This is a genomic window from Streptomyces sp. NPDC018693 (genome assembly GCF_044391385.1).
Classification (GTDB): Bacteria; Actinomycetota; Actinomycetes; order Streptomycetales; family Streptomycetaceae; genus Streptomyces.
The window spans coordinates 244,587-267,761 of the sequence record NZ_JBIRZZ010000009.1; the positions used below are offsets into that span (position 1 = coordinate 244,587).

At 71.6% G+C, this 23,175-nt stretch carries 19 protein-coding genes and 2 pseudogenes; 9 read left to right on the plus strand and 12 right to left on the minus strand.

The window, feature by feature from the left end; all coding sequences use genetic code 11:
- The first annotated feature begins 53 nt into the window (after window positions 1-53).
- From ACH5AC_RS24210 to ACH5AC_RS24220, 3 genes are all read left to right on the plus strand, one after another.
- Window positions 54-812 (plus strand): GPP34 family phosphoprotein, encoded by a 759-nt coding sequence (locus ACH5AC_RS24210; RefSeq protein ID WP_398864136.1) that lies wholly within the window; start codon window positions 54-56, stop codon window positions 810-812.
- Window positions 813-1,090: 278 nt separating this feature from the next.
- Window positions 1,091-1,948 (plus strand): helix-turn-helix domain-containing protein, encoded by an 858-nt coding sequence (locus ACH5AC_RS24215; protein WP_398864137.1) that lies wholly within the window; start codon window positions 1,091-1,093, stop codon window positions 1,946-1,948.
- 202 nt (window positions 1,949-2,150) lie between these two features.
- Entirely contained in the window at window positions 2,151-2,339 is a 189-nt protein-coding gene (locus tag ACH5AC_RS24220; protein ID WP_398864138.1) for a DUF397 domain-containing protein, read from the plus strand.
- 87 nt (window positions 2,340-2,426) lie between these two features.
- Here the strand turns inward: ACH5AC_RS24220 and ACH5AC_RS24225 are convergent.
- A pseudogene (locus ACH5AC_RS24225) lies at window positions 2,427-3,189 on the minus strand (MerR family DNA-binding transcriptional regulator).
- Window positions 3,186-4,829, minus strand: coding sequence for an MFS transporter (locus ACH5AC_RS24230; protein WP_398864139.1), 1,644 nt, complete (start codon window positions 4,827-4,829; stop codon window positions 3,186-3,188). The pseudogene ACH5AC_RS24225 and the gene ACH5AC_RS24230 overlap by 4 nt, the downstream one beginning before the upstream one ends.
- Window positions 4,830-4,902: 73 nt before the next feature.
- Between ACH5AC_RS24230 and ACH5AC_RS24235 the strand changes: the two genes are divergently transcribed.
- From ACH5AC_RS24235 to ACH5AC_RS24250, 4 genes are all read left to right on the plus strand, one after another.
- Window positions 4,903-5,874 carry an ArsR/SmtB family transcription factor gene (locus ACH5AC_RS24235; RefSeq protein ID WP_398864141.1) on the plus strand — a complete coding sequence of 324 codons (972 nt, stop codon included), beginning with the start codon at window positions 4,903-4,905 and terminating at the stop codon, window positions 5,872-5,874.
- A 303-nt stretch (window positions 5,875-6,177) separates the two neighbouring features.
- On the plus strand, window positions 6,178-6,975 hold the full coding sequence (locus tag ACH5AC_RS24240) for a hypothetical protein (protein WP_398864142.1): 798 nt from the start codon (window positions 6,178-6,180) through the stop codon (window positions 6,973-6,975).
- A gap of 66 nt (window positions 6,976-7,041) precedes the next feature.
- On the plus strand, window positions 7,042-7,779 hold the full coding sequence (locus ACH5AC_RS24245) for a rhomboid family intramembrane serine protease (RefSeq protein ID WP_398864143.1): 738 nt from the start codon (window positions 7,042-7,044) through the stop codon (window positions 7,777-7,779).
- A 92-nt stretch (window positions 7,780-7,871) separates the two neighbouring features.
- The gene (locus ACH5AC_RS24250) at window positions 7,872-8,306 is read left to right on the plus strand and encodes a VOC family protein (RefSeq protein ID WP_398864144.1); all 435 of its coding nucleotides are present in this window, start codon (window positions 7,872-7,874) and stop codon (window positions 8,304-8,306) included.
- A 101-nt stretch (window positions 8,307-8,407) separates the two neighbouring features.
- Here the strand turns inward: ACH5AC_RS24250 and ACH5AC_RS24255 are convergent.
- From ACH5AC_RS24255 to ACH5AC_RS24295, 9 genes and pseudogenes are all read right to left on the minus strand, one after another.
- Window positions 8,408-9,148, minus strand: a pseudogene (locus ACH5AC_RS24255) (polysaccharide deacetylase family protein); the annotation flags it as partial.
- A gap of 14 nt (window positions 9,149-9,162) precedes the next feature.
- Window positions 9,163-10,137 (minus strand): glycoside hydrolase family 11 protein, encoded by a 975-nt coding sequence (locus ACH5AC_RS24260; protein WP_398864146.1) that lies wholly within the window; start codon window positions 10,135-10,137, stop codon window positions 9,163-9,165.
- Between the two features lie 241 nt (window positions 10,138-10,378).
- Window positions 10,379-10,732 carry a hypothetical protein gene (locus ACH5AC_RS24265; RefSeq protein WP_398864147.1) on the minus strand — a complete coding sequence of 118 codons (354 nt, stop codon included), beginning with the start codon at window positions 10,730-10,732 and terminating at the stop codon, window positions 10,379-10,381.
- A complete protein-coding gene (gene ctaD, locus ACH5AC_RS24270; RefSeq protein WP_398864148.1) occupies window positions 10,729-12,441 on the minus strand; it encodes a cytochrome c oxidase subunit I in 1,713 nt (570 codons plus the stop codon). The genes ACH5AC_RS24265 and ctaD overlap by 4 nt, the downstream gene beginning before the upstream one ends.
- A gap of 233 nt (window positions 12,442-12,674) precedes the next feature.
- Window positions 12,675-13,346 carry a nucleotidyl transferase AbiEii/AbiGii toxin family protein gene (locus ACH5AC_RS24275; protein WP_398864149.1) on the minus strand — a complete coding sequence of 224 codons (672 nt, stop codon included), beginning with the start codon at window positions 13,344-13,346 and terminating at the stop codon, window positions 12,675-12,677.
- Complete coding sequence (locus ACH5AC_RS24280; RefSeq protein ID WP_398864150.1) at window positions 13,343-13,564, minus strand: cold-shock protein; 222 nt, start codon at window positions 13,562-13,564, stop codon at window positions 13,343-13,345. The genes ACH5AC_RS24275 and ACH5AC_RS24280 overlap by 4 nt, the downstream gene beginning before the upstream one ends.
- 72 nt (window positions 13,565-13,636) lie before the next feature.
- Entirely contained in the window at window positions 13,637-15,043 is a 1,407-nt protein-coding gene (locus tag ACH5AC_RS24285) for an APC family permease (protein WP_398864151.1), read from the minus strand.
- A 141-nt stretch (window positions 15,044-15,184) separates the two neighbouring features.
- Complete coding sequence (locus ACH5AC_RS24290; RefSeq protein ID WP_398864152.1) at window positions 15,185-17,077, minus strand: hypothetical protein; 1,893 nt, start codon at window positions 17,075-17,077, stop codon at window positions 15,185-15,187.
- A 57-nt stretch (window positions 17,078-17,134) separates the two neighbouring features.
- Window positions 17,135-18,301, minus strand: a complete 1,167-nt coding sequence (locus ACH5AC_RS24295; RefSeq protein ID WP_398864153.1) for an FAD-dependent oxidoreductase — start codon at window positions 18,299-18,301, stop codon at window positions 17,135-17,137.
- A gap of 248 nt (window positions 18,302-18,549) precedes the next feature.
- Between ACH5AC_RS24295 and ACH5AC_RS24300 the strand changes: the two genes are divergently transcribed.
- On the plus strand, window positions 18,550-20,637 hold the full coding sequence (locus tag ACH5AC_RS24300; RefSeq protein WP_398864154.1) for a tetratricopeptide repeat protein: 2,088 nt from the start codon (window positions 18,550-18,552) through the stop codon (window positions 20,635-20,637).
- Between the two features lie 20 nt (window positions 20,638-20,657).
- On the opposite strand, the gene ACH5AC_RS24305 is transcribed toward ACH5AC_RS24300, so the two are convergent.
- Window positions 20,658-22,376, minus strand: a complete 1,719-nt coding sequence (locus tag ACH5AC_RS24305) for a translation initiation factor 2 (RefSeq protein ID WP_398864155.1) — start codon at window positions 22,374-22,376, stop codon at window positions 20,658-20,660.
- A 189-nt stretch (window positions 22,377-22,565) separates the two neighbouring features.
- Between ACH5AC_RS24305 and ACH5AC_RS24310 the strand changes: the two genes are divergently transcribed.
- Window positions 22,566-23,039: a hypothetical protein gene (locus ACH5AC_RS24310; protein ID WP_398864156.1), complete on the plus strand. Its 474-nt coding sequence runs from the start codon at window positions 22,566-22,568 to the stop codon at window positions 23,037-23,039.
- Window positions 23,040-23,175 lie beyond the last annotated feature (136 nt).

A 23,175-nucleotide genomic window follows, 5' to 3' on the forward strand; every position in this document is an offset into this window, starting at 1 on the left:
CAGACCAATGTGAGAGGGGTCACCCTGTCGTACATCCACGCGGGGAGGCATGGATGGGCAGGAGCCGCAGAACACTTCCGGAGGAGCTTCTGCTGCTGGCACTGGACCCGGCCACGGGTACCACTGCACAGCCGCAGTCGCTCGACCTCGGTCTGGCCGGAGCGCAGCTAGTGGAGCTCGCGTTGGCCGGACGGATAGCCCCAGACGGGGATCGTATCGCCGTGGTGGTACCACGGCCGACAGGAGATCCGACTCTGGACTGCGCGTTGGAGTTGCTGCGAAGGCGCGGCGCTCCGGTGCGGGCGGTCCACTGGATCGGAGGGCCACGACTGGGCCTCCGCCAGACCTACCTCTCGCATCTGGAGCGGTGCGGCATGGTCGCCGCCGTGCCCGGCCAGATGTGCGGGGTACTGCCGACGACGCGCTACCAGGCGACGGACACCGAGATCAGCCGTGAGATCAGGGCACGGCTGGACTCGGCGATCCGCACCGGCGTACCGCCGGACCCGCGGACCGCGGCGCTCGCCGCGCTGGCGCACGCGGTCGGCCTCGGCAAGCACCTGTATCCGGGGAACGAGGGACGGTCCTCGCGCTCCCGGCTGCGGGACCTGATCAGGCACGACCCCATGGGCGGACTCGTCGCGCACGCCGTGATGGACGTCCAGAACGGCGTGGCCGCACAGCCACGCCGGGGCGCGGCCGCGGCCGGCCGGCAGGCCGGAGCGGCGGGAGCCAGGCAGCAGGCGGAACCCGCGCGCGGTGTTCCGGCGCAGCCGCGCCATGGCTCCATGGCGCGCGCCGTGGCGCACTGAGCCACGGACGCACGCCTCGTCACAGACCCGTCCGGGAGCCGCCGCGTTCGCGCGGGGTGCTGGGACCGTTCGCGTTCGCGTACGGTCCCGACGCCCCGCGCGTTCGCATGAGGCCACTTCCGTGCGTAGGGCACCACCTTGCGCCACCCCACCCCGAACTGGCGTGTACCCGCCGCATATCCCCCGTTTTCCAGCGGTAGAAAGCACCTTGGTGGCAGTCTGCTCAGAAGCAGATACGCAAAGTGTTATGTCAGGTACACAGCCGGAGGTGACGTCCTGTGGCGTCCAATACCAACCCCACCGTGCGCCGTCGTCGGCTGGGCATGGAGCTGCGCAAGCTGCGCGAGGCGAAGAAGATGACGGCCGAACAGGTGGCGGCCCGCCTGCTGGTGTCCCAGTCGAAGATCAGTCGTCTGGAGAACGGCCGGCGCAGCATCAGCCAGCGCGATGTCCGTGATCTGTGCGAGGTGTACGAGGTCGAGGACAAGAAACTCGTCGACTCGCTGATGCAGATGGCCAAGGACTCACGCCAGCAGGGCTGGTGGCACACGTTCGGGGACGTTCCGTACAGCGTCTACATCGGATTGGAGACCGACGCCGAGTCGCTGCGGGTCTACGAACCCCAGATCATCACGGGGCTGTTGCAGACCCAGCCGTACGCCCACGCCATCGTGCGCGGTGGTGCGCCGGAGACGCCGGAGGAGGAGATCCAGAAGCGGGTCGAGGTGCGTCTGCGGCGGCAGGGGCGCGTCACCGACGAGAAGGAGCCGCTGCGGCTGTGGGTCGTCATGGACGAGGCGGCCCTGCGCCGGGTGGTGGGGAGCCGTCAGGTGATGCGTGAGCAGCTGGAGCGCGTGCTTGAGCTGTCCCAGCTGCCGCATGTCACCGTGCAGGTGCTGCCGTTCGACGCGGGCGCGCATCCCGGCCTCAACGGCCAGTACTCGATCCTGGAGTTCTCCGACGCGTCGGACTCGAGCGTCGTGTACATCGAGGGCGTGACCAGCGACCTGTATCTGGAGAAGGCGCCCGAGGTGCAGAAGTACACCGTGATGTACGAGCATCTGCGGGCGCAGGCGCTGAACGTGGAGCAGTCGCGCCGGCTCATCGAGAACGCCGCGAAGGAGTACGCCCGTTGAGCCTGCTGAGCCTGAGGGGTCAGCGCGCGTGAGGCGGGGCACTGTACACGATCATCTGCGTACGATGGAAGAGTCACCTGGAATATGCCACACGGTTGGGTGAACGACCTCACCAGAGTGGCGCCCCGGCCGGTAGCGTCGTTTTCGCCATCGAGCAACACCTGTTGGCGCAAAACTCTACGGAACGGCTACCGGAGCGATCATGGCTATTCTCCTGGGTGTCACCGAAAACTGGACGACGTCCTCGTACACCAACCAAAACGGCGCGTGCGTCATGGTCAGGTCGACCGACGAGACGGCGCTGGAACTCGGGGACACGAAGATTCCCGAGGGCCCCAAGCTGACCTTCCCCGCGGACGCGTGGAGCAGCTTCGTGGCCTCGGTCAAGTAACAGCGCATCCACGCGTCATCACCGACAGAGCCCTCTCGACAAGATCGCCGTCCTTGCCGAGGGGGTTCGGCTTTTCCTCCCCACCCCCTACTGGCCGGGCTTCACGGGGAACGCCACGTCGCACACCGGGTCCTCGGCGCCCGCCGTGTCCCAGTCGGCGAAGTAGATCTCGCGGCAGGGGCCGTCGTAGTCCCAGCCCTCCCGCCTCATCCACGCCTCCACCGCCTCGTACCCGGCGGTGATCTGAGGGTGCGCCACCTGCGCCTTGGTGATCCGGGTGAACGCCAGCCGCCGCGTCGGCTCCACCCGCACCCGCACCTTCCCCCGCTGTGCCGCCGCCCACGCCCGCGCCGCCGCCTCGTCGGCGACCGGCACGCACGTCTCGACCGGGCCGTCGCTCTCCATCGACACCTCGGCGTGGTACACGACGAACGGCGCGCCGGCCACGCCCCCGCACGCCTCCACGAGGCGGCCCAGCGAGGCCGGGATCCACGTCGGCAGCTCGTCCACGAGAGCGTGCCGGGAATCGGTCAGCACCACCCGCTCGGGCACCTCGACGGTCCCGACCTCGAACGTGCCGTACATCTGCGAACTCTTCCCCGACAGCCGTCCACGCAGGTACGCGGCGAGCGCCCGCTGCGCCGAGAACCGCGCCTCCACGTCCGCCCAGTAGGCGGCGAGCCGATCCGCGGCCGCCTCGCCGCCGGTAGTAGCGGTAGCCGGTCGCCGCGTCGACATACGCCGGGGACAGCAGTCCCAGGCGGTCGTACAGCCGCAGCGCCTTCGCCGACAGCCGGGCGCGGGCGGCGAACACGCCGATGGTGAGCAGCTCGTCCGCCTCCGGCGTCAGCCCAGCTGCGCCTCGATGGCCGCGACGACCTCGGCGGCCTCCGGCTCCGTCTGCGGGGAGAAGCGGGCGACGACGGTGCCGTCCCTGCCGATCAGGAACTTCTCGAAGTTCCACCGGATGTCGCCGCTGTGCCCCTCGGCGTCGGCGAACCCCACGAGCCGCTCGTACAGCGGGTGCCGGCCCTCGCCGTTCACCTCGACCTTCTCCGTCATCGGGAACGTCACGCCGTACGTCGCCGAGCAGAACTCGGCGATCTCCTCGGCGGTGCCGGGCTCCTGGCCGAGGAACTGGTTGCAGGGGACGCCGAGGACGGTGAAGCCCTGGGCGGCGTAGCGCTCCTGGAGGCGCTCCAGGCCGGTGTACTGCGGGGTGAGGCCGCACTTGGAGGCGACGTTCACGACGAGGACCGCTTTGCCGGAGTACTGGGCGAGGTCGGCGGGGCCGCCCTGGAGCGCGGCTATGTCTGTGGTGAGGGGGGATTCCGTGGTCATGTGTCGGATGGTATCCGCGAGCGTCAGCGTCACCGTGACCGACGCCAGGGCCGTCAGTGTCATCGCCGTGGACGGTGACGTCAGTTGAGCCACCGAGCCCGCCAGCGCCGCCGCCAGGCCCTGGACCGTCAGCATGCCCGAGGAGTGCAGCCCCAGGGCATGCCCGGTCAGGTGAGGCGGGGTGAGCCTCACCAGGTGCTCCTGCTGGACGAGGCTCGCACCGAAGCCGACCGAGGCGACCGTCACGCAGAGGGCGGCCAGGGGGAGCGGGGGTCGGAGGACGAACAGGGTGTACGGCGCGGCCAGGAGCAGCAGGAGAGGGGTTGCCGCGCGGCGGCGCGTGCGGGGTGGGAGGAATCGGCCCACCGTCACGTCACCCACCAGCATGCCGAGGGCCGCGCAGGCGAACAGGGTGCCCGCCGCGCCGGGGTCGTAGGGGACGAAGAGGGATTCGCAGCCGACGACCAGGCCGTTGGGCAGCCACAGGCCCAGGTAGGTCAGGCGGCGGGGGCGGGAGGACCACAGCCGGGTGTTGGTGTGCCAGGTCTCGGCCGGGGACGGGCGGCCCTCGGCTCGCGGTGGGCGCCGGGTAAGGCCCAGGCGGGTCACGGCGGCGGCCGTGCCGTACAGCAGGGCGCCGAGCAGGAGGACGGCGCGCGGGGAGAGGGCGGTGAGCAGGGCGCCACCGGTCGCGTAGCCGGTGATCTGCGTGACCCCGTGCATCGCGTTGAAGACCGAACGCCCGGGCAGATAGCCGTCACCGGGCAGGATCTCGTGCAGCAGGCCCCAGCGGACGCCCCCGCCGAGCGCCGCGACCAGCCCCTGGGCCAGGACGATCAGGAAGACGCCCCACAGGGGCAGAGCGGGGACCGCCAGTACCGCCGTACCGGCCGCGAAGGCGGCGGAGACGCCGGTCAGGGCGGCGCGCGGGGAGAGGCGGTCGGCGCCCGACAGCAGCACGGTCGCACCGAGGACCTGCGCCAGGGAGGGGCCGAACATGCTCACCGCCGCCAGCAGCGGGGAGTCCGTGGCCCGGTAGACGAGTGTGCCCAGGGCGAGTCCGGTCAGGGTCTGGGCGGCGGTGTGGGCGGCGGAGGAGAGGAAGAGGGGCTTGAACTCCGGGGTGCGGAACAGGTCGGTGTAACGCATGGACGGAGTCTGGGAGGGGCGTGGAGGGCGGGGTTACTGTTTCGCTCAGGCGCGAAAGCCGGTTGGGGGGCTCATGGGTTGGTGGCAGCTCAACGCCGACACGCTCGCCCGTAGCCGCTTCGTGCTGTCGCCGGTCGCGGAGACGTTCGCGAGCCTGAAGCTGCTGCACGGCGCCGTGCCCGCGCATCCCGGGGAGGCGGAGTGGCTGCGCGCGCATCTGCCGTCGTACCGGGAGCGGCTCGCGGGCGACCCGGTCACCGCGCTCCTCGTACGGGCCGGGCTCGGGCGGCTCTGGCTCGCGGACTTCCTCACGCCGGCGCCGAGGGACGGGGAGAGCTTCGCGGACGGGGTCGCCCGGGTGCGGTCGGCCCACCCCGCCGACGCCCGCGCGCACCTGCGGATGTCCCTCGCCGGCCCGCTGCCGGAGGCCCTGCACCGGGACGACCTTCCGGAGCGGGCGGCCGTACTGCTGGAGTGGGTGTGGCAGGAGACGGTACGGCCGTACTGGGACCGGCGGCGCAGGGTGCTGGAGGGGGATGTGACCGCCCGGACCGCGCAGGTGAGCCGGGGTGGCTGGGCGGCGGTGCTGGACTCGCTCCGGCCGGGGACGCGGTGGCTGGGGGAGAGCCGGTTCCAGGTGAACCTGCACGAGTATCCGCCGCGGGAGATCTCCGGCGCGGAGCTGGTGTTCGTGCCGGTGACGCCGGTGACGGGGTGGGTGGCGTGGGAGGAGCGCGAGAGGTACGCGGTGGTGTACCCGTGCGCCGGGGTCCTGGCGGGCGACGCGCGCCGTCGGGACGTGCCCGCGGCACTCGGCGCCCTGCTGGGCCGGGCCCGGGCGACGGTCCTGGTCCTGCTGGACACCCCGCTCAGCACCACCCAGCTGGTCGCCGTGACCGGGCAGGGGCTGGGCTCGGTCGGCCGGCACCTACGGGTACTGAAGGACGCCGGACTGGTGGAGGGCCGCAGGGCCGGACGGTCGGTCCTGTACACCCGGACGGCGGCGGGAGAGGTCCTGGTGGAGGCGGCGGGCCACGGGACGTGAGGCGCGGGCAGGGAGTCGCCTCTGCCCGGGGTGGCTGGAATACGACTTGTGGCGTATGGCCGGGGTGGGGGCGGGTGCGGGATTTTTGAGGCTCCGGCTTCAGGTGCCGGGTGCGGGTCGGCCTCGGGGGATCGTCATGGCGCGTTCGTTTGTCGCTGCGCCGATGCGGTGTCGTATCGCGTCGATCTCCCGCGCGGCCAGCAGAGCCTAGGCGCCGCCCCGTCTTTCGGGCCAGGAACGGCCCCGCATCACGCTTGCGCCGCGATCGCGGCAGACCTCGCGGATCCATCCCAGGGGGGAATCATGCAGCACAGTCATGTCCAGAATGTCCAGCACGTCCAGTGCGGCGCCGGCAGCGGCGCGCGCCGGTCCGGGAGGCGGGCGGCCGTGGCCGTTCTCGCCGGGCTGCTCACCGCCACCGGCGTCGCGGCGCTGCCCGCGGCCGCCGCGGATGTCGCCGCGCAGGTCGGGGACTTCGGGCCCGACACCTGCCGGCAGGGCTACGTCTGGCGGGAGGCCCGGCCCGGCGACCGGGTCTGTGTCGAGCCGTGGGTCCGGGACCAGGCCCGCGCCGACAACGCCCAGGCCGCCGCCCGCCGTCAGCCCGGGAACGGCGGCAACGGGCCGTACGCCTGCGCCACCGGCTACGTCTGGCGGGAGGCGTACCGCGGTGACGTGGTGTGCGTCGACCCGCGGGTCCGGGAGCAGGCCCGCCGGGACAACCGGCTGGCCGACGACAGGCGGGTGTCGGCCCGGCTGTGGAAGTCGCGGTGGTACCCCGCGCGGCAGTGCGACGGCGACGTCTGCACCATCCCCAGCGACGCGGACGTGCCGCGTATCAAGCTCAACGGCGACCACTACAACTTCGGCCAGGTCCGCCTCGTCGTCCGCCGCAACAGCGACAACCGCCTCCTGTGGTCCGGCACGGTCGTCGCCGCCCGCCACACGGGCTTCGCCGGCGGCAGCTTCGGCAAGCGGATCCCCCTCACCGACTGCTCCCGGTACGGCCGCCCGAACAACGGCTACGCCCAGGCGTACGACGTGATCTCCCAGCGCTGGTCGGCCCGCGTGCCGGTGTCGGTGGGCTGCGCCACGCTCTGAGCGCCGGACGCCCGTGCGGCACGCATTCTGCGGGCGGGCCGACGGGCGTAGAGTTTCGAGGAGGTGATGCGGCGCGCGGACGGGGGAGCCGCGGGAGAGGGGGTCGGCGCGATGGCGGTGCTGGAGCCGGAGAAGCGGATGATCGCGGAGGCGCGCAAGGCGTTCTTCGTGATGTTCGGCCTGCTGGCGGTCGTCTGGATCGTGCAGCTGGTGAACTTCGCCGACGACTACGACCTCTCCCGTGACTACGGCGTGGAGTCCGGCGAGGTACGCACCCTTCCCGGCATCCTCACCGCGCCCCTGCTGCACTGGAGCTGGGCCCACATCGAGAGCAACTCCGGCCCGCTGTTCATCTTCGGTTTCCTCGCCGCGTACCGGGGCGTGGCCCGCTTCCTGGGGCTGACCCTGCTGGTCGCGGTGACCAGCGGCATGGCGGTCTGGCTGTTCGAGCGCGGCGACGCGGAGACCGTCGGCGCCAGCGGGCTGATCTTCGGCTACTTCGGCTACGTCGTCGTCCGCGGCATCTTCGACCGGCATCTCATCGACACGCTGATCGGCATCGTCATGGCCGCCTCCTTCGCCTACATGCTGACGGTGGCGGTCCCCGGCACCCCAGGCGTGAGCTGGCTGGGGCATTTGGGCGGCCTGGTGGGCGGCGTCCTGGGGGCGTGGCTGTTCCGGGAGCGGGGGCGGCGCGGGGGCAAGGCGATCGAGCCGGCACCCACACAAGGCGGGGATGGCGGTGGCGGTGACGGCTCACGCGCCGATCTGCACAAGGAGCTGAAGGACTTGGGCCTGCTCTAGAACTGTTCTAAGCTCCCCGGCGGCATCGCGTGCCGGTCACCGGTCGGGTGAGGCATGGAGGTGCCGGGAGCTGCCTGTGGAGGCACAGCCCCATGTCAGTCGAGTTCAACCACACCATCGTCTGCAGCAACGACCGGGAGACGTCCGCCCGTTTCCTCGCCGGGATCCTCGGTCTGGAGGTCGGTGAGCCGGCCGGCCCGTTCCTGCCGGTGACCACGTCCAACGGCGTCACCCTGGACTTCGCCACCGTCGACTTCGAGATCCCCTTCCAGCACTACGCCTTCCTCGTCTCCGAGGAGGAGTTCGACCGGGCCCTCGCCCGCCTCGTCGAGTCCGCCACCCCCATCCAGGCCGACCCGCACGGCCGCCACCCCGGCCGCATCAACCGCGAGGACGGCGGCCGAGGCGTCTACTTCCGGGACCCCTCGGGCCACGGCATGGAGATCATCACCCGCCCGTACGGCACCGATCCGACCTCCCCGCTGAACGGCGTGACGGAGGAGGTCCCGGGCGCCCTCGGCGTCTGACGGCTCACTCTCTTCCACGACGACAAAGGGCCGGTTCCCGAGGAACCGGCCCTTCTCGCCGCTCAGGCCGTCAGGTCGCCGTACAGGAGACCGTGGGCCGGGTCGCTCCACCGGGATCCGGCGGGGAGGGGCGCCGTACAACTGCTGCCACCTCCGCCGGATCTGCCCCCGTCGGGTGCCACGGCGCGGCCCGTCCGCGGGGAGATCATCCCGGCGCACAGGCCGCGGGCGGCCAGGCCCTGGGCGATCCGGGGGATCGCCGCGAGGGTGTTGGCGGACCAGTCGTGCATGAGCATGACCTGGCCGTGGGTGAGCCGGCCCGCCGCCTGGACGATCGCGTCGGCGCTCGCCCCGTTCCAGTCCCGCGAGTCCACGTCCCAGATGATCTCGGTCAGCCCGTACCTGGCCGCGACGGACCTCACCGTCGCGTCGGTCTCGCCGTACGGTGGCCGGAACAGCCTGGGTGTGCCGCCGCCCGCGTGGGCGATGGCCTGCTGGGTCCGGGAGATCTCCGAGTCGATCTGCGCCTGGCTCAGCCGGGTCAGGTGCGGGTGGGTGTAGCTGTGGTTGGCGACCCACATACCGGCGTCGACCTGGGCGCGGACCAGACCCGGCTTGGCGGCGGCGTACTGGCCCTGGTTGAACATGGTGGCCCGCAGCCCGTTCTGCCTGAGGGCGCCCAGCAGCGCGGTGGTGCTGCCGGACGGGCCGTCGTCGAAGGTGAGACCGACGTAGCCGTTGCAGGTGGCTGCCTGTGCCGGGGCGGCGGCGCCGACGGTGAGGGTGCCCGCCACGGCTGTCACGGCGACCGCCAGGTTCGCGACTGACGGGGGGAATCGCATCGGGTGCTCCTCCGTCAGGTGGCGGTGCAGGAGACCGTGGGCCAGTTCCAGTTGCCGTTGTGCTGGATGGTCACGCCCCAGTTGTTGCCGCTGCCGTTGGGTTTGGCGGTCAGGGTCTGGGCGTTGGGGTAGCCGGCGGTGATGTTCCAGGTGGAGAGGATCCTGGCGGGGGACGGGACGTTCATGGTGACGGTCCAGTTGCTGGAGCCGGTGACGGCGACGTTGAGGTTGTAGCGGTCGCTCCACTGCTGGCCGGCGGACAGGGTCGCCGAGCAACTGCCGCCACCGCCACCGCCGCCTCCACCGCCGGTGCCGCCCACGGTGATGTTGGAGCTGCCGCTGCTCTGGTAGCCCTCGGTCGCCATGATCATGTAGTAGCTGAAGCTGCCGATGGTCATGCCGGCGCGGGCCCAGGCGTCGAAGTGGTTGCCGGTGGTGATGGTGCCGCCGGTCCGCTTGGACTGCCGGACGCTCCAGTACTGGTCGAAGGTCCTGACGCCCTCGACGGACGGGGCGTTGTAGCGCGTCGTCTTGTAGATGTCGTAGGTGCCGCCGTCGCTGGTGACCGTGCCCTTGAAGGTTCCGGTGGGCCGGTAGGTGCCCCAGTTGTCGACGATGTAGTACTCGACGAGCGGGTTCGACATCCAGCCGTAGAGGGTGAGGTAGGCGTTGCCGGACGGGTTGAAGGTGCCCGAGTAGGTGACGGTCCGGCGGCTGCCGTTGGCCCAGCCCTTGCCGGCGACGAAGTTGCCGGTGTTGCGCCACTGGGTGCTGTAGTTGCCGCCCGCGGACAGGTTCATGGAGACCGTGCCGGGCGCGTCGGTCCAGAACGAGTAGTAGTAGCCGTTGTCGGTGCCGGTCTGGTTCCTGGTGATGACCGTGTCGGCGCTGGCGGTGCCGGGCAGCGCCAGGGCGGCCAGGGCGACCAGCAGTGTGGTGCAGAGGCCGCTGATGAGCAGCTTGAGACGCCGTGCGGGTGCGTTGTTCATGTGCGGGGGTTCCTCCTCGGTCGTCGAGGGGCCATGTCAACGGCGACAGTGTTGGTCTGACCCTGACAACTGTCAACGGTTTCGGAGGGTGTTGCGAAACGTTCGGGTGGAGGGTGGGAGCATTGCTCGAGCTCATCGGTCATATGGATGGGCAGAATTCGTGGCTTCCCGCATGAGCACCCGCGACGACCGGCCCTCCGTAGGGGCTAGATCATCGAATGTTGCGGAGTCCTTCCGGATCTCAGAGCACCTGGAACAGCAGGCAGTTCACGAAAACCGCCGCCGCCCCCAGGGCGAGGGCGACGGCGAAGAGCCGGCGTTTGAGGTGGTCGTAGCGCTCCTGGTACTCCTCGCGGAGCTGGAGCGCGCGCCGGGCCGTGCGGCGCAGGAGTGAGTGGGAGAGGTCGAGGCGGTGGCGGACGAAGAGGTCGACCACGGCCTCGCGTTGGGCGGTGGTCAGCCAGTCGAGCTGGTCCGCGAAGGACTCGGCCTCGGCGCGGGCCTGCTCGATCTCCCCCTGCCACAGCAGGTAGCCCTCCATCTGGGCGATACCGTCACGGACCGCGTCGTCCGGCCGACGCTTCTCGGTGCTCACGGCAGGTCGGTCCGCCGCTCGTGGCCCTCCATGCCGAGGGCGGCCATCCGCGGGTGGTGCAGGTCGAACGCGGGGGACTCGGAGCGGACCCGCGGCAGGGTGACGAAGTTGTGCCGCGGGGGCGGGCAGGAGGTCGCCCACTCCAGGGAGCGGCCGTAGCCCCAGGGGTCGTCGACGCCGACCGGCCTGCCGTACCGGGCTGTCTTCCAGACGTTGTAGAAGAACGGCAGGAGGGACAGGCCGAGCAGGAACGCGCTGATCGAGGAGATGGTGTTCAGCGCGGTGAAGCCGTCGACCGACAGGTAGTCCGCGTACCGGCGCGGCATGCCCTCGGCGCCCAGCCAGTGCTGCACCAGGAACGTGCCGTGGAAGCCGATGAACAGCGTCCAGAAGGTCATCTTGCCGAGCCGTTCGTCGAGCAGCTTGCCGGTGAACTTCGGCCACCAGAAGTGGAACCCGGCGAACATCGCGAAGACGACGGTGCCGAAGACGACGTAGTGGAAGTGCGCGACGACGAAGTACGAGTCGGAGACATGGAAGTCCATCGGCGGGGACGCCAGGATCACGCCGGTCAGACCGCCGAAGAGGAAGGTGACCAGGAAGCCGGTCACCCAGAGCATCGGCGTCTCGAAGGAGAGGCTGCCCTTCCACATGGTGCCGATCCAGTTGAAGAACTTCACCCCGGTCGGGACGGCGATGAGGAAGGTCATGAAGGAGAAGAACGGCAGCAGCACACCGCCGGTGACGTACATGTGGTGCGCCCAGACCGTCACCGACAGGCCCGCGATCGCGATGGTCGCCGCGATCAGACCGAAGTAGCCGAACATCGGCTTGCGGGAGAACACCGGGACGATCTCGGAGACGATGCCGAAGAACGGCAGCGCGATGATGTACACCTCGGGATGGCCGAAGAACCAGAACAGGTGCTGCCACAGCAGGGCGCCGCCGTTGGCCGCGTCGAAGACGTGCGAGCCGAACTTCCGGTCGCTCTCCAGGACGAACAGGGCGGCCGCCAGGATCGGGAAGACGAACAGGACCAGTACGGCCGTCAGCAGCACGTTCCACGTGAAGATCGGCATCCGGAACATGGTCATGCCGGGGGCGCGCATGCAGATGATCGTGGTGATGAAGTTGACCGCGCCGAGGATGGTGCCGAACCCGGAGAAGGCCAGTCCCATGATCGCGATGTCGGCGCCGACGTTCGGCGTGTGGATCGCGTCCGACAGGGGGACGTACATGAACCAGCCGAAGCTGGGCGCGCCGTCGGGGGTGAGGAAGCTGCCCGCGGCAATCAGCGAGCCGAGGAGGTACAGCCAGTAGGCGAAGGCGTTCAGCCGGGGGAAGGCCACGTCGGGTGCGCCGATCTGGAGCGGCATGATCCAGTTGGCGAAGCCGGCGAACAGCGGGGTCGCGAACATCAGCAGCATGATCAGGCCGTGCATGGTGAACGCCTGGTTGTACTGCTCGTTGGACATGAACTGCGTGCCCGGCCGGGCCAGTTCGGCGCGCATGACCAGCGCCATGACGCCACCCATGACGAAGAACGCGAACGACGTGATCAGGTACAGCGTCCCGATCGTCTTGTGGTCGGTGGTGGTCAGCCACTTCACGGCCACATTGCCCGGCCGCCTCCGGTGCAGCGGCAGCTCGTCCTCGTACGACTCCTCGACCGTGTCGGCGGCGGTCCGAGATCCGTTGGGGGTGCTCACGGTGTGTTGGTCTCCTGCTCGACGTCGCGGCTGCCAGAGCGACCTGCTAGCGACCTGTTAGCGACCTGTTCCGGCGCGACGCTACAGACGCCCGGACCGGCTTCGGCCAGACTCGCCCACATTCACCAACAGTCATACCGGTATACGCCCATTTGGCGCCGTCGTTCGCTCCGTCAGGTGGGGTCCGTCAGGTGGTTCCGTCAGGTGGCGCCGGGCAGGCGGGGCCGGACCGACTACTCGTCCTCCGGGGCGGCCTGCTCCTGGAGCCGTTCCGCGATGTCGTCGGCCCATTCCTGGGCCCAGCGGCGGAGTTCGGCGATGGCCAGGTCGTCGAGGCCGTAGGCGGCGAACTCGGAGTCGTCGAGCCACTCCGCGCCGACCAGACGGGCCTGGAGGTCGGTCAGGTCGAAGACGTCCCGGGCGTGGCGGCGGGCCAGTTCCTCCAGTTCGACGTGGCTCCAGCGGTCCGCGGCCGCCCGTACGTCGATGAGGTCGCGGGCGAGCCCGCGGTCGGTCAGGGCCCGGACCTTGGTGCCGACGAGGTCGTCGAGGGAGACCAGCGGTCCGTACTCGCCCTCCACGGGCGGCCGCCAGAGGGCCTCCTTGTGGACGTCGACCTCGCACCGCTCGCCGGTGCCGGGGTCGGTGACGGGGAGTCGGGCGGACAGCGGGTCCGTGTCCGGCACGCCGACCAGCCAGCCCCGCCGCTCCAGTCCCGCGCGCACGGCGGCGGCGATGTCCGCCATGGCCTCGGGACTCTCGGTGGCGACGTCGAGGTCCTCGCTGCGGCGGTCGACCAGGCCGTGGGCCGCGACTGCGTGGCCGCCGGCGAGCGCCAGCGGGTACGGCGTGCCCACGGCGAGGACGTCGACGAGCAGGCGGCGCTGCAGCTCCGTCAGGCTCACGGGCGGGGCAGGATGCTCACCGCGCGGTAGTCGTACCCGTCCTGCTGGAAGCCGGGTGCCTCCCAGGTGAGTTCGACCTTCTGACCGGGTGACAGGGTGCGGAAGCCGTCCTTCTCGATGCTGGAGTAGTGCCCCCAGCAGCCGCCGGGGGTCTCGGGGGAGTCGAGCACGCCCCACCCTTCCTCTTCACGCCACTCACGCACCGTCGCGATCACCATGGTCGGAACCATACCGGTGGCACGAGGGGGCGGCCGGGGATGCGCGGCCCCCTCGTGCCCACCGGACGGGTGTCAGCGGGCGCCGACGGCCTCGATGAGGCGCTGCTCGGCGTCGGCGCCGGGAGTCACCCTGGGCAGCCGCCACAGGAAGAGCGCGCCGGCCAGCCACCAGGCGCCGACGATGACCCACTCCGACGGCCAGATCAGCTCGGCGGGCATGCCGGGCAGGTAGAGCACGCCCAGGCCGAGGCTGAGCACCAGGGCGGCGACCCCGACGGCCGGGCCGGCCGGCGTGCGGAAGGGGCGCGGCATGTCCGGCTCACGCCGGCGCAGCACCAGGAACGACAGCACGACGACGACGTACGCGATGACGATGTTGATGCCGCCGGCGTCGACCAGCCACACCAGCATGGCCCGGCCGAAGAACGGGGCGAGCACGGTGAGCGCGCCGATGAACAGCACGGCGTTGGCGGGGGTGCGGTACTTCGGGTGGAGCCTGCCGAACCAGGCCGGGATCATGCGGGACTCGGCCATGGCGTACAGCAGTCGGCTGCCGCCGATGAGGAAGGCGTTCCAGCTGGTCAGGATGCCCGCGATACCGCCGATGACGAGGATGTTCCCCATCGCCTCGCTGCCCCACAGGGCGCTCATGGCGTCGGCGGCGGCGAGATTGGCCTGGGCGAGGGAGGCGGCGTCCAGGCCCGAGCCCACCGTCAGCATGATCATGACGTACCAGATGGTCGCGCACACCACGGAGAGCACCAGCAGCCGGCCCACCTGGCGGTACGGCAGCTTGATCTCGCCGGCGGACTGGGGGATCACGTCGAAGCCGACGAAGAGGAACGGCACGGCGACCAGCACGGTGAAGATGCCGTCCATGCCGCCGTTGATCATCGGGTCCATGTTGTCGGTGGAGCCGCCCTTGAAGGCACCGACGAGCAGGGCGGCGCCCGCGCAGAGCAGGAAGAGCACGGCGACGGTCTGGAAGACGGCGGCGGGGCGGATGCCGATGTAGTTGACGGCGGTGATCGCGACGGCCGCGAGCACACCGACGGCGACCCAGCTGGCGTAGACGTCGTAGTCGGCGATCGTCCACATGTGGCCGGCGAGCATGTCGGGGAAGAGGTTCACCATGCTGTGCGGCAGCGCGACCGCCTCGAACGCGGCCACGGAGACGTATCCGAGGACCATCGCCCAGGACGCGAGGAAGGCGCCGCGGGCGCCGAGCGCGCGCAGCGCGTAGTGGTGCTCGCCGCCGGCGTGCGGCATCGCGGAGACCAGTTCGGCGTACGTCAGCCCGACCAGGGCGACGATCAGGCCGCCGGCGGTGATGGCGATCGCCGCGCCGACGGGCCCGGCGTCATTGATGAAGTCGGAGGTCAGAACGATCCAGCCGAAGCCGATCATGGCACCGAAGGCCAGTGCCAGGACGTCTCCTCTGCCGAGGACCCTGATGAAGCCGCTGTTGCTTTCCGTCATGCGTCGGCCTGCCTCTCGGGGGTTGGTGCGTAGGGGATGGCACCGCGGGGAGAGAGACAGTGGACCGGATGTCCTGACATGAACACCAGAGTCGGGACGCACAACTGAGGTTGTATACATATACGGAACGGCGAAAAAGTCTCAGGACCTTGCGCAGAGGTACGGGCGGGCCAGCAGCAGGCCGGTGGCCGTCAACGCGATGCCGAAGTACACCGGCGCCAGGTGGACGAAGTCCGTGTAGTGGATCGCGCCGTGCACGACGACGGCCGGCAGGAAACCGGCGGCCGCCGCCACGGCCAGCGTCCAGAACACCCAGCTCTCGCCCCGCCGCCACCCCCACGCGCTCAGCAGGACGATCGCCACCGCCGCGGACATCAGGGCACCACCGAACCCCGCGCGGTCATGCGCGACGAACGGCACCAGCCGCGGATTCACGGCCTCCAGCGCCCGCGCACTGCTGCCCAGGAACGTCAGATCGGTCGGCACGAAGACCCCGGTCAGCCCGACCACCGAGATCACCGCCCCACCGACGAACAACCCCGCCCCCGTCACGATCAGCAGCAACTGCCCGACCAGCGCCCGCCGCCGCTCCGGCTCCGGCCCCTCGGGCACCGGCCGCCACCGGGGCGGAGCGTGCGGGGTCCGGCGGACGGCGGCGACGAACATCGGGAACAGCACCAGGGCGGCCGCCGTGTGCAGCGGCTCCACGAAACCGGTGGCCAGGAAGTAGAAGAGGGTGGGGAAACCGACCGCCCCCGACACCAGGAACACCTCACGGGCCCAGGGCAGGCCGCGCCTGATCCCGCCCACGGCCAGGCCCGTGTACAGGGCGCCGATCGACACCATCGTCCCCGCCATGGTGATTCGGTCGTGCTGGAGGAAGTGCACCAGGTGGTGGTTGACGGCGTGCAGGTCGTGCACCGTCATCCCGAGGTAGTCCCGGTCGTACCAGAGCAGCACCGGCCCCAGCGTGATCGCGGCGGCACACAGCCCGGCGAACACCATCCCGGCCCCGACGACCAACGCCCACCACCAGGCGGGCCAACGCCGCGGATCCCACCCCACGTCCCGCAACCCGGGCGCGGGCCCGCCCGTGGGCGTGGCCGCCTCGACGACCCGCGCGAACCAGCCGGGTCCGGCGGAGACGAGCACGGCCGGCCGGACGAGCACCACGGCGCCCGGCTCCGCCAGCACGGCGGCTGCGGTGGCGACGGACGGGGAGGAGACACGGACGACGCGGGGGGCGGGGTGCGCCGCGTGGGCGTGATCGGCCGTGATCGACGGGGCGGGCTCGCGGATGGTGCTGGGGAGGTCGTCCGTGGGGGTGAGCACGTCGGTGCGGGGTTCGAGCGGGGTCTTGTCCGTGTGGGTGAGCCCGTCGGTGTGGGGCTTGGGCGCGGTCTCGGCTGCCGGGGTGGGGCCGTGGGTGTTGCGAGGTTCGTTGTCCGTGTCGGTGGGCCCGTCGACGTAGGGCTTGGGCGTGGCCTCGGCGGCCGGGGTGGGCCCGTGGGTGATGCCTGGCTCGTTGTCCGTGTCGGTGGGCCTGTTGGTGTGGGGCTTGGGCGCGGTCTTGGCTGCCGGGGTGGGGCCGTGGGTGATGCGCGGTTCGTTGTCCGTGTGGGTGAACCCGTCGACGTAGGGCTTGAGCGCGGCCTCGACCTCCGGGTCGTCGGAACGGACGAGGACCGGGATCGAGCGACCGGCAGCGGCCTCCCGTACGGCTTGCACGTCGGCTGCCGAGACCGGCGCCACCTCTACGACCCCGGCTCCGAGCGGGGGCATGGCGCGCACCGCGTCCCGGGCGAGCGAAGGCGGGACGGATATCCCCAGCCGAACGGTCACGGGCACCCCGGCGACCTCCCCGGCCAGCCGCGCCGGCGGATGGCGGTGCCCGAACCCCCGGGCGATCAGCCGCGCACCGCCGGGCCGCGACCCGATCCCGGCCAGCAGCCGTAGCGCGGCCAGCTGCGAACGCCGCCGACCGAGCACGGCAGCGGCCGCGCCGCGCAGCGGGTGATACGTCCAGTCCGGCATCAGCGGCTCTCGTTCTCCATCACGTTGCCCGTACCGGCTGATACGTCGTGCCCGGCATCAGCGGTTCCCGCCGGGCGGGGTCCAGCCGAGCACCGGCGTCATGGAGCGCAGCGTCGCCCGTGTCGGCGTCAGCCGGGCGGCCGTGTCGCGCAGGAGCACCGCGGGCGGCCACGACAGCTGGCCCAGCACGCCGAGCCGCGCGGAGCGGCGCGCGACGGCCTGGGTCCGGCGGCGGCGCAGCAGGTCGTACGAGGCGAGCGCGGCCGGCACGTCCGGGGTGCCGTCGAGACAGTGGGCGAGGGTGACGGCGTCCTCCAGCGCCTGGCAGGCGCCCTGCCCCAGGTTGGGCGTCATGGCGTGCGCCGCGTCCCCCAGCAGCGCGACCCGCCCGCGCACGAACGAGGACAGCGGCGGCAGGTCGTACAGGTCATGCCGGAGCACCGCGCCCGACGGCACGGCGGCCAGCAGCCCGGGCACCGGATCAGGCCAGCCCCCGAACCGCCGCAGCAGCTCGGCGTACTCGTCGGCACTGGAGGCCGCCGCCGACCCGGCCGGCACCGACGCCGTGCCGAAGCAGTACATCCGCCCGCCCGGCAGCGCCGTGTACCCGAACCGCTCCCCGCGCCCCCACACCGCCGCGCCCTCGGCGGGCGGCCCGGCGAGCGGCTCCGTCACCATCCGCCAGGCCGTGTACCCGGCGTACCGCGGCCCGGCCGCCCCGGACCACAGCCCGCGGCGCACGGCGCTGCGCAGCCCATCGGCCCCGACCACCACCTCGGCCCGGGACTCACCCCCACGATGCTCGACAACCGCCCGGCCCCCGACGTCCTCCCGCACCGCCGACACCTCACACCCCGACCGCAGACTGCTCCCCGGCAACGCCTCGGCGAGCACCCGCAACAGATCCGCGCGATGCAGGACCACCAGAGGATGCCCGAAGCGTCGCGCCAGCTCCGCGTTGTCCGTACGGGACAACCAGCGCCCCCGCCGGTCCCGCACCCCGCCCGCGGCCTCCACGGCACCCACCGCCCGCACCGCACCGGCCAGCCCGAGCACCTCCAGCGCCCGCAGCGCGTTCGGCCACAGCGAGATCCCCGCGCCGATCTCCCCGAACTCCGGCGCCCTCTCCAGCACCTCGACCCGCCACCCCCGGCGATGCAACGCGACAGCCGCCGCGAGCCCACCGATCCCGCCGCCGACGATGATCACGGCCCGCTGCGACATGTTCCTCGCTCTGAGACTGGTTCCGGGGCTCTGGGTTCGGCCCGAGCGGCGCTCATAGCAACATCCCGACCGACACCTGTCAACGCGCCGCCCGCACCGCGCGCGCCGCCCACCGCGAACTGCGTCCCCGAAGCGCCCAGTTGTGCGCATCATGAGTTCCCGAGGTTCCGAAGTTCCGAGGCATGTGATCTCCGTGGGCTTCGCGGCCGGGCAGACAGGAACGAGAGGGGCTGAGGCGTTTGACGGGCGTGGAACTTCCGCCGGGACCGGCGCATTTCGTCGACCGCGACGAGCAGCGGGAGCGGGTGCTGCGCGCGGTACGCGAGTGGAGGGGGCGCTCCCGGCCGCTGCTGGTGGCGCTCAGCGGTCCGGGAGGCATCGGCAAGACGGAACTGGCCCGGCTGATCGCCCGCGTGGTGCGCGGCTCCTTCCCGGACGGCGTCCGGTCGGTCGACCTCGACGACTTCCGGCTGGGCGGCGAGCTGGACCCCGGTGAGGTGGTGGCCCACCTGCTGGAGTCCCTGGACGTCGAGCCGGCCTTCGTGGCAGCGCAGTACAAGGCTCGCTGCGCCCAGTACTGGCGCAGAACCGCGGACGCGAAGCTGATCCTGATCGTGGACAACGCGCGGTACGCCTCGGAGGTCGTACCGCTGCTTCCGGCGTCGGGCGACAGCATGGTGATCGTCACCAGCCATGGCCCGCTGCACGAGTTCGAGGACGGAGCGGTCGTCGGTCTGACGCTGCCGCCGCTGGAGGAATGGGCCGCGACCGAGCTGCTGGGGCTGATCGTCCAGGACCCCCGCCTGGCGGCCGACGCCGAGGCGGTACGGACGCTGGTCCGGTTGTGCGAAGGCATGCCGGCCGCACTGCACGCGGCCGGTGAGTGGGTGCGCGCCCACCGGCTGCGCCCGCTGTCCCGGCTCGTCCCGCAACTGCGCGGCGAGTTCGAGGAGAAGGGCGTCACCGGTGTGGAGCGGGTCTGGGACACCGTCTACGGCGACCTGTCCCCCACGGCGGCCCTGCTCTACCGCCTGCTGCCGTACCACCCGGCCGCGGCCTTCACACTGGAGTCGGCGACGGCACTGCTGGGGCTGGGCCCGGATGCCTGCGAGGACGCACTCGAGGAACTGCACAGGTGGGGCTTACTGGAGCTGAGCGCCACACCGGATACGGCAGGCGCACCAGACAGAGCGGACATGCCGGATGCGATGGCCGGGATGGCCGGGATGGCCGCGCCGGCCACGCGCATGCGGCTGCCCGGCCCGCTGCGCGGGCACGCCGTGCGCCGCTCGCGCAAGGACGCCCGGGAAGGAGAGACGCAGCGGGCTCTGACCCGGCTGGTGCGGTGGTTCGTCCGCCAGGCCCAGAGGGCGGACCGGTTCGCCGCCGGCCGGCGACTGACCGTCGTGACCGAGTTCGCTCCCGTGCCGGACGCGCCGGACGTCCTCCTGGAGGATCCGGAGGACACGACCGATCCGGAGAGCAGGGCGGAGCGAGCCGACCACGCGTCCCGCTGGCTGTACGAGGAGCGCCACGCACTGTTCGCCTGTGCCCGCCTGGCCCACGAACACGGTCTGGACACCGAGGCGGTGGCCCTGTCCGAGCCCGTGTGGACGTACGCCCTGGACCATCCCCACCAGTCCGACATCATCGGCGTGATGCGGCTGGCGGTGGACTGCGCGGTCCGGCACGGCGCGAACGCCTCATGGCTGGTGCGCACGCGCTGCCAGCTCGCTCGCCACTTGTGGGAGGCAGGGCTGTTCGCCGAGGCGGAGCGCGAGCTGGACCACGCCGAAGCCGTCCTCGGTCTCCTGGGTGACAGCGAACGGGACCGCAAACTCGCCGCGTCGACCTACCAGTTCCGGGGCGAACTCAACGGTGCCCGCGGCCGGTGGCAGGACGCCGTCGCGGACTTCACGCGCTGCCGTGACTTGCACGCCGAGATCCCCAACCCGTACGGTGTGATGCTCCTGACCTACCAACTGGGCAAGGCCGCACTGGAACTCGGCGACCTGGACACGGCGCACCGGCTGCTGGCGCCGGCGCACGACGACGCCGTGGAGCTGCGCCGCGAGAGGCTGACCCGGCGCACCGGCTTCGCGCTCGCCGGCGTCCTGTGCCGGCTCGGCCGCACGGACGAGGCCAGACCGCTGTACGAGGAGTCACTGCAGGCCGCGATCCGCCGACGAACCGGCTTCGACCAGGCCCGTGTCCTGGACGCGCTGGCGAACCTCGCGGAGACCGAAGGACGGAGCGCCGAGGCCATGGAACACCGCGCGGCCGCGGACGAGATCCGGCGCCGCAACGGCCTCGACGACAGCGGCGGTACGCCCTGAGCCGGATGCCGCCCGGAGTGTCAGAAGGACTCCACGGCCTCCTCGCTCGTGGCCGGGCGCAGCAGGACGCCGAAGGCGCGGCCGCCGATGACGCAGGTCAGGCGGGTCGGTGCGGCGGATTGTGAGCGGGCGGGTCGTGAGCGCTGGTCGAGCAGCCAGGCGTGGACGGCCGACGCCGCGGCGGCCGGGTCGGCACGGGCGACCCGGCCGCCCTCGCCTCTGGGCTCGACCTGGAAGACGTAGGCCCGGGCGAGGCCACGGGTGCGCAGCAGGCACAGGCCCGAGGGCAGGACGGCCACCGCCGTGCGGCAGCCCGGGTACGCGGACAGGGCGTGGCGCGCCCACCCGTCCGACGTCCAGGACAGGGCCGCGCGGCCCGGCGGAGTCGGCAGAGGGCGCCGGTACAGCAGTCCGGCGGAGCGGGCGAGTCGCTCGCTCGCGGCGCCGTGTTCGACGGCCAGATGGTGGCCCGGCGGGCCCAGGTGCGCGGGGCGCCGCGCGATGCGGACACCCTCCGCGGTGATCTCGGCGTCCACGTCGAAGGCCGTCGGTACACGGTCCGGCGGACGCGGGGCGGGCAGCAGCCGGGCGGGGCTGCTCCGTGCGGGAGGGGTGAGGCCGAGGAGGGCGTACAGCTCGGTCCGCAGCCGGTGCAGTGCCCTTCCCTGGTGGGCGAACGCCGCCCGCGCGGCCTCGCGGCCGGTGCCCGGCCGGTACGCCGCCAGGGTTTCCGCCAGGGCCTCGGCCCCCGCCAGCCGGGGGACCCGGCTCAGCAGTGAGTCCATCGGGCTGCCCGGGATCAGTTCGGCACCGCCCCCACCGGCACTGATGACGGGCCGGTCCTCCACGGCGCAGTAGTACAGCGCCGAAGACCCGTGGTCGGTGATCAGCGCGTCGGCGGCGATCAGGACGGAGGCCCACTCCTCGCGGGGACCCGCCAGCACCAGACCGGCGCCGAGGGCCGGCGCGAGTCGCTCGGCCAGCTCGTAGCGGCCCAGCCTGCTGTGCTCGTTGGGGTGCACCACCAAGGCCAACTGATACTCATCGTAGGGCAGTTCGGCCGCGAGTCGGGCGGGCAGGTCCGGGTTCCGACGCAGCAGGGACTCCGGGCCCCAGGTGGAGACGAGCACGACGAGCCTGCGGGGCCCGGTGCCGAGTGCCGCACGGTAGGAGTCACGCAGGGCCCGGGAGGCGAGGAGGCGCTCCAGTGTGGGATCGCCGACCACTGTGGCCCGGTCGGCGGCCCGCGGGTCGACGGCGGCCAGCCGGGTCACCTGGTCGGGATGGGCGACGGCGTGGAGCACTATCGGTGCGGCGTCGGGCTCCGCCCGGCTGAGGTACACGGGATCGAGCCCGGACGCCGAGTCCGAGCCGCCCTCTCCCGGGATCGACTTGTTGTATCCGGCACCGTGCGGCAGCAGCACGTGCTTGCCGCGCAGCAGGTGCAGGTCGCCCTTCGGGCTCGCCGTGAGGATCAGATCGTACGAGCGGGCGCACGCCTCGTCCCAGGGCACCGTCCGGCCGCCGGCCTCCTCGATGGCGGCGAGTGCGTCGGCACCGAACTCGGAACCTGGCACGAGCGTGAACAGACGGGTGATCCGGTCGTCACCGGAGAGAGCGGGAAGCGTGTCGAGGAGACGATAGAGAGCCACCGCGGACCGAGCCGCAAGCAGCACCGTCGCCCGTCGCCCGTCGCCCGTCGCCCGTCGCCCGTCGCCCGTCGCCCGAGAGTCTCCCATTCTAGTGGGAGTTGAACGGCGAGAGGGGGCGTTTCCGCAGGTCGGGGCTGGTTCTCGGGCGTCGTCCGGCGACATGGTGCGATCGTACCGCCCGCGATACGCACGTCCGCGAGTGATCCATGAGCCGACTCGCCTCTCACCTGGGACCACCGCTGTATGCCGCCGTGAGAGAACCGGGAGGATAGCGGCATGAGTGACTGGGGTATCGCACTGATCGCCGCGGGCGCGGCAGTCGCAGGCAGCGTCGTCACGGGCTGGTACGCCCGCAGCGCCGGGACCCGGCAGGCCGCGGCGGCACGCCATGCGGGCGATCGTCAGGCGGACGCGCTGCTCGAATCGGTCCGGATGACGCTGCGCAGCGAGGCCGACCAGCGTGCGCTCGCCCTCCGCCGCCAGGTCTACGCGGCCTTTCTCGGCGCCGCGGAGGCCAGGCTCCTGGCCGAGCGGACAGCCCGCGGACAATCCGGTGACGACGTCCTGCTCCACCGCACCCTCGGCGAAGTGGTCCTGGAAGGGCCGGCCGACGTCGCCGCCGCGGCCACCCGGCTCATGGACGGCCTACGCCGCCACGAGACGCCGGACGAGCTCAACCGCGCGAAGTCGGCCTTCGTGACGGAGGCCCAGCGCGCGCTGAACGCTCCGCTTTCTCCGCCGCCCTCGTGACCCAGGACTGACAGGCCCATCGGGAGAGAGCGCCCACCGCGAGGGACACGAGTACGGCTCCCCAGTCGATGACATGGGGCAGGCCGGGGAAGAGAGCGAAGAACGCCAGCGCGACGACGACACCCATGACGAAGGC